7 protein-coding genes and 1 pseudogene are annotated in these 6,000 nt (G+C 73.9%); 6 read left to right on the top strand and 2 right to left on the bottom strand.

Annotated elements, in window-relative coordinates; genetic code table 11:
- Window positions 1–3 precede the first annotated feature (3 nt).
- A complete protein-coding gene (locus IE178_RS00735) occupies window positions 4–840 on the top strand; it encodes an MBL fold metallo-hydrolase (protein ID WP_193510904.1) in 837 nt (278 codons plus the stop codon).
- 65 nt (window positions 841–905) lie between these two features.
- Here the strand turns inward: IE178_RS00735 and IE178_RS00740 are convergent, their stop codons facing one another.
- The gene (locus tag IE178_RS00740; protein WP_193510905.1) at window positions 906–1,364 is read right to left on the bottom strand and encodes a DUF3592 domain-containing protein; all 459 of its coding nucleotides are present in this window, start codon (window positions 1,362–1,364) and stop codon (window positions 906–908) included.
- Window positions 1,365–1,413: 49 nt separating this feature from the next.
- Window positions 1,414–2,430 (bottom strand): SEC-C domain-containing protein, encoded by a 1,017-nt coding sequence (locus tag IE178_RS00745; RefSeq protein WP_193510906.1) that lies wholly within the window; start codon window positions 2,428–2,430, stop codon window positions 1,414–1,416.
- Between the two features lie 190 nt (window positions 2,431–2,620).
- Between IE178_RS00745 and IE178_RS00750 the strand changes: the two genes are divergently transcribed.
- From IE178_RS00750 to IE178_RS00765, 5 genes and pseudogenes are all read left to right on the top strand, one after another.
- Window positions 2,621–3,391, top strand: a complete 771-nt coding sequence (locus IE178_RS00750; protein WP_193510907.1) for a hypothetical protein — start codon at window positions 2,621–2,623, stop codon at window positions 3,389–3,391.
- A 16-nt stretch (window positions 3,392–3,407) separates the two neighbouring features.
- Window positions 3,408–3,608 (top strand): annotated as a pseudogene (locus IE178_RS35620) (winged helix-turn-helix transcriptional regulator); the annotation flags it as partial.
- 82 nt (window positions 3,609–3,690) lie between these two features.
- Window positions 3,691–4,023, top strand: a complete 333-nt coding sequence (locus IE178_RS00755) for a DUF6412 domain-containing protein (protein ID WP_193510908.1) — start codon at window positions 3,691–3,693, stop codon at window positions 4,021–4,023.
- 117 nt (window positions 4,024–4,140) lie between these two features.
- Complete coding sequence (locus IE178_RS00760; protein WP_193510909.1) at window positions 4,141–4,854, top strand: YidC/Oxa1 family membrane protein insertase; 714 nt, start codon at window positions 4,141–4,143, stop codon at window positions 4,852–4,854.
- A gap of 146 nt (window positions 4,855–5,000) precedes the next feature.
- The gene (locus IE178_RS00765) at window positions 5,001–5,858 is read left to right on the top strand and encodes a fumarylacetoacetate hydrolase family protein (RefSeq protein WP_184760423.1); all 858 of its coding nucleotides are present in this window, start codon (window positions 5,001–5,003) and stop codon (window positions 5,856–5,858) included.
- Window positions 5,859–6,000 lie beyond the last annotated feature (142 nt).

The raw sequence follows: 6,000 nt of genomic DNA on the forward strand, positions 1-6,000 counted from the left end.
GCCGTGCGGCAGAATCCGCCCGAGGGCACTGCGGAGATCCTCTTCATCGGCAACGCCACCCTGCTGATCCGCTACGGGGAGCTGACGCTGCTGACCGATCCGAACTTCCTGCACCGCGGGCAGTTCGCCCACCTCGGCTACGGGCTGGTCTCGCGCCGGCTGACCGAGCCCGCCCTGGACGTGGCGGACCTGCCCCACGAGGACCTGGACGCCGTCGTGCTCTCGCATCTGCACGGCGACCACTTCGACCGGGTGGCCCGGCGCGGGCTGGACCGGGGCCTGCCGTTCGTCACCAACCCGCACGCCGCCCGCCTGCTGAAGGGCCTGCACGGCTTCCGGCGCGCCACCGGCCTGCGCACCTGGCAGAGCCGCACCCTGCGGCACGGGGACTCCTCCGTGCGCGTCACCTCGCTGCCCGGCCGCCACGCGCCCGGCCCGCTGCGGGCGCTGCTGCCGCCCGTGATGGGCAGCCTGCTGGAGTTCGGCGACCGCGCGGGGGAGACCCGGCTGGTCCTCTACCTCTCCGGCGACACCCTGATGTACGACGGACTGCGCGAGATCGCCGTGCGCCACCCGGACATCCACCTGGCGGTCCTGCACCTCGGCGGTACGACCCTGCCCGGGGGCCTGATGGTCACCATGGACGCCGGGCAGGGGGCCGACCTGCTCGACCTGCTGCGCCCGCGCCGCGCGCTGCCCGTGCACCACAGCGACTACACGGTCTTCCGTTCCCCGCTGGAGGACTTCCTCGCGGAGGCGGGGCGCCGCGGCCACGACGCGCGCCTGGTGCGGTGCGACCCGGGCCGGCGGGTGACCGTCGGAGCCCAGGCGACAGCCTGACGCCGGGCGACTCGGCGCGGTCCTGCGGCGGGAGGCCGTAGCTGTCGGCAAGGGGGTCGCGGCCACTACAGGAACGCCCCCACTCCCATGGCCACCCCGAACAGCACGAAGAAGATCCCCCAGGTCATGGTGGCCGTCGCCGAGTACGACACCTTCCCCGGTCGCCCGTCCTTCGTGTGGACGACCACCACCCGGCGCGGGTCCCCCGGGTCGTAGCGCAGGACGACGGGGATGCCGGCGTGCAGGGGGTGGGACTCGTGGTTGAGGGGGGTGCGGCGGTAGGTCTGGGTGGGTGGGGCGTGGGGGCGGTCGACGGGCGGGGCCTTGTAGCGGACCTGGGGCGGGTGGATCGTGGAGCCCTCGCGGCGGGCGCCCCGGGCCACCTCGCCCCGGGTGCGGACGCCCCGGACGCCGAGGCGGCCGAGGGCACGGCGCTGGCCCAGGGCGCCGCGCAGGATCCAGATGCCCAGGGCCGTCGCACCGGCGGCCATGACGAGCGTGATCGTGAGCCACGGCTGGTCCACGTGGCCTCCCCCCGGAGCCGGCGTCAACTACCCGGGGAGACGGGAGCCGTCACGCGTCGGTTCCGTGGCACTCCCCGTACGTCCGGCCCGATCCGCACCAGCACGCCGCCGACCGCTCCGGCGGCCACGCCGTCGCCCGCCCCCGCGCCGCCAGCGTCGTCGCGTACTGCGGGAGCAGCGTCGCGTCGGCCGGGGAGGATCCCTCCGAGGCCGCGAAGGCCTCGTACGACGGGACCGTGCCCGTGACGATGCCCAGGTTCGGCGTGCCCGAGGCGGCCAGTTCGCGCAGGGCCGTCTCTATCGTCGCGAGGTGGGTGTCGTAGGACGGGTATTCGCCCGCCAGGGTCGGATACGCCTCCGTCAGTTCCGTCAGTTCGTTCGCCGGCCAGTGGAGGACGGCCACCGGGAAGGGGCGGGACAACGCCTCCCGGTACGCGCCCACTTCCGCGCGCAGGCGCGAGATCTCCGCCTCCAGTTCCGCCGGGTTCTCCGAGCCCAGGGACCACACCCGCTTCGGGTCGTGGAGTTCGTCCAGGGTGATCGGCAGGGTGTGGACGGTGTCCGCGAGGGCGTCCCACTCGTCGTGGGTCGCGCCGAGCATCCTGCGGACGCGGTGGCGGCCGAAGAGGAGGGGGTGCGTGGCGTACGGGGGCTCCTGGACGTCGGTCAGGAGGAGGCGTACCGCCTGCGTGAACGTCTCGTGCGCCTGCTCCAGCTCGTCGTGCGACTCCAGGGACTCCGCGACGATCACCCACGCGGCGGGGTCGCGCGGGGCCGCCGTGCGGATGCCGTCGATGATCGCGCGGGCCTCCGCCTCATGGCCGTACTCCCAGAGGTTCGAGGCCTTCAGGGCGCGGATCAGGAACGGGCTGTCCAGGTCCGTGCCCGAGGCCAGCAGGCGGTCGTAGAGGGCGGTCGCGGCGGGGCGGTCGCCGGAGAGCTCCCGGTGGGCGGCGGCCCGCAGCAGCAGGGCCTCGGCGTCCTCGGGGTACAGGCCGACGATCCGCTCCAGGCGGGCGGCTTCGGCGGCGTGGTCGACGTTTTCGGCAGGCGTGTCGGGGCGCATGGGTGACACCGTACTGCCGGCGGGTGACAAAGGTGAGACGGCGGCAGGGCGCGGGCCGCCTCGCGGGAGGGAGGGGTGTCCGCGGGTATGGGGCCTGCACGAGGGGATCGGATCGGCCTGGGCGGGCCTACGCTTCCGGGAGCGGATGTGGGGAGCCACGTGACCGTGCGGGTGACCGGAGGGTGGGGGCGTGCGCAGGGGGGTGTCCATCGGGTGTCTGGTGCTGCTGATGATTCCCGTCGTGCTGATGGCCTACTTCTGGTTCACGGTCTGGGACGTGGGGCGCGAGAACGAGCGGCGCGAGCAGGCCGCGTTCGACTCGCTCCTCCGCCGGGCCCATGAGGCGGCGGACCGGACCGCCGACGCGCTGACCCGTAGCCGTGACACCGGGACCGACGCGTTGATGGGCGTGATCTGGGAGCACACCGGGAGTCCCGTCGTCTCCTACGACGAGGAGCGGCGCGCGTTCACCGCCGTCGCCGACCGGTCGGTGGTGGTCGAGCGGGAGTCCATACTGCTTGTCGGCGGTCCGGTGATGGTCAAGCGCTGCTTCACCTACACCTACGTACGCCGTTCCGGCGCGGAGTGGACCTCGAAGATCACCGAGCGGGGCCTCGAAGCCTGCCGGGCGAGCGGGTCGATCGGTGACGCGGTGCGGTTCGCGCGGGTGCGGATGGGGGACATGGATGTGGACTCGCTGACGCGGGCCGGTCTGCAGCGCGTCCTCGATCCCGGCGGCCTGCCGCGCGACGAGAGCCGGTTCGACGTACGGAGCGTCGAGCGGGCGGGGCGCACGGTGGTCGCCCTCGTTCTCGCCCGGGACGTGGACCGGTACGGGACGCGGGGCGACGACGAGCCGGTGGTGGTCGGACAGTGCTACCGCCTCACCCGGATCGTCGGTCTCGACGGTGGCGTGGTACGGCCGGTCACGGCCGCTCCGGTGGCGGCGGCGGCTTGCTGAACGGTCGTTTGTGCGGCTCCGCTTCTTCCGGCCCGCCCACTGCGGTACCGAGCTCGGCCCGTACGGCGAATGCCCGGCCCGCGGAACCGTCGTGCCCGTGCCGGACGTTGAGGTGTCGCCGGGGCCCGGACTCGATCCGGACCCCGCGGATCCGGTCAGTCGGGCGCTGCTCGAGCCCAAGCGGCTCCTGGAGCCCGTCGCGATCGATCCGGTATAACGGGGACGAGGCTCAGAGGGACGCGTTCGACGCAGGGACGCCGTCCATCGGGGCGACGAGCCAGACGGGGGAGGGGTGGCGGGTGATCCGCAGCCGGGCGTACGCGCGTCCTGTCCTCGCCGTGCTCTTCCCGCTGCTCCAGATCGTCCTGCTTCTGCTGCCGGCCGCCGGCGGCCTCTCCCTGGTCCACGTGGTCAACGTCGCGCTCGCCGCGACCGCCGCCGCCGGTGCCGCGCTCGCCGTCTGCGCCCTCGCCGCCGCGCGCTGCGCGCCCGCCGTGCCGCCCACCCGGGTGCGTACGGCCATCCGCGACCGTGACCGGCGTACGGCCTTCCTGCCCCAGCGCGACCCCGACGCCAAGGGGCGCACCCGGCCCCGGGCACCGGGGCACGCCCTCCCGGCGACCACCGCGTAGGGCGACCGTTCCCGTCCGTCCACCACGCCCCGCGTGGGTCGTCATGCCGTCATTCCTTCCCCCCGTCCCGGCGCGCCCGGGACGTCCGGCACGACGAGACCCCCGGAGGGCTCACCCATGTCCGTCTTCGCCAGCCTGGTCGAGCGCCTGGCCGACCTGCTCCAGCCGCTGTTCGGCGTCTCGGCGGCAGCGGCCGCGATCGTCCTGTTCACCGCGCTCGTACGGCTGCTCGTCCACCCCCTGTCCCGGGCCGCCGCGCGCGGCCAGAAGGCCCGCGCCGCGCTCCAGCCCCGCATCGCCGAGCTGCGTCGCAGGCACGGCCGTGATCCCGAGAAGCTGCAGCGGGCCGTGCTGGAACTGCACGCCCGGGAGAAGGTGTCGCCGCTGTCCGGATGCCTGCCGAGCCTGCTCCAACTGCCCGCGTTCTTCCTGCTGTACCACCTGTTCTCCAGCGAGACGATCGGCGGACGGGCCAACGAGCTGCTCGGGCACCGGCTGTTCGCCGCGCCGCTCGGCGGACGGTGGACGGACGCGCTCGGGCACGGCGGAGTGTTCGGCGGGCCCGGGCTCGTCTACGTCGGGCTGTTCGCGGTCGTCGCCGTGGTCGCCTGGTTCGGGTACCGGCTGTCCCGGCGGATGATGGCCGCCAACCCCGCGCTGCCCGCCGCCGAGGGCGAACAGGTTCCGGGACTGGGCGCGGTGACCAAGGTGATGCCGTTCATGTCCTTCTTCACGCTCGTCACCGTCGCCGTGATGCCGCTGGCCGCCGCGCTGTACATCGTGACCAGTACGACGTGGAGCGTGGTGGAGCGGGCCGTGCTGTACCGGTGAGGGGCCGGCCGGTGCGGTCCAGTACGTGAACGGGGTATTGCGGAGTGGACCGTCGCCTTGGAGGATCGACCAGTCCTCCGATGGCTGCGCCCGCCGCATCCGGGTCGCACGCGTCGGTCGGGCCCGCGATCGAGGGAGACGTGACCATGAAGCTGCTGCGAGTCGGTACGGCGGGACAGGAGCGGCCCGCGCTGCTCGACGCCGAAGGCACCCTGCGGGACCTGTCGGGTCTCGTCGCGGACATCGACGGCGCGCTGCTCGCCGACGAGGCGGCGCTCGGCCGGATCCGGGCCGCCGCCGACAGCGGTGAGCTGCTCGCGCTGGACGAGGCGGGGCTGCGGATCGGGCCGCCGGTGGCGCGGATCGGCAAGATCGTCTGCATCGGGCTCAACTACCACGACCACGCCCGTGAGACGGGGGCCGAGCCGCCCGCCGAGCCGGTGATCTTCTTCAAGGCGGCGGACACCGTCGTCGGGCCGCACGACACGGTGCTGGTGCCGCGCGGGTCGGTGAAGACCGACTGGGAGGTCGAGCTGGCGGTCGTGATCGGGCGCACGGCGCGGTATCTGGAGTCGGCGGAGGAGGGGCTCGCGCATGTCGCCGGGTACGCCGTCGCGCACGACGTGTCCGAGCGGGAGTTCCAGATCGAGCGCGGCGGGACCTGGGACAAGGGCAAGAACTGCGAGACGTTCAACCCGCTGGGGCCGTGGCTGGTGACCGCCGACGAGGTCCCCGACCCGCAGCGGCTGTCGCTGCGGCTGTGGGTGAACGGGGAGCTGAAGCAGGACGGGACGACCGCCGAGCAGATCTTCCCGGTGGGTGAGGTCGTGCGGTACGTCAGCCGGTTCATGACGCTGTATCCCGGTGACGTCATCAACACGGGGACACCGGCGGGGGTGGCGATGGGGCGGCCCGAGCCGAAGCCGTACCTGCGGGCCGGGGATGTCGTCGAGCTGGAGATCGAAGGGCTCGGCCGGCAGCGGCAGGAGCTGAAGGACGCCTGAGCGGGCCGGGCACCGGGGGAAGACCCGGTGCCCGGCCCGCCGCGGGCCGCACCGGCGAGAGCGCGGGCGTCCCCGCCGCCCACGGGATCCGCGCCGTGCACGGGCCGCGCGGGCGACGTCGGCGGCGCGCCCCGGCCCCGGG

Origin of the sequence: Streptomyces griseoloalbus, assembly GCA_014650015.1 — a bacterium.
Classification (GTDB): domain Bacteria; phylum Actinomycetota; class Actinomycetes; order Streptomycetales; family Streptomycetaceae; genus Streptomyces; species Streptomyces griseoloalbus.

Excerpts from the sequence above, each read along its gene's own strand:
- IE178_RS00765 (WP_184760423.1), top strand. The coding sequence starts at position 5,001 with ATGAAGCTGCTGCGAGTCGGTACGGCGGGACAGGAGCGGCCCGCGCTG.
- IE178_RS00760 (WP_193510909.1), top strand. The coding sequence starts at position 4,141 with ATGTCCGTCTTCGCCAGCCTGGTCGAGCGCCTGGCCGACCTGCTCCAG.
- IE178_RS00745 (WP_193510906.1), bottom strand. The coding sequence starts at position 2,430 with ATGCGCCCCGACACGCCTGCCGAAAACGTCGACCACGCCGCCGAAGCC.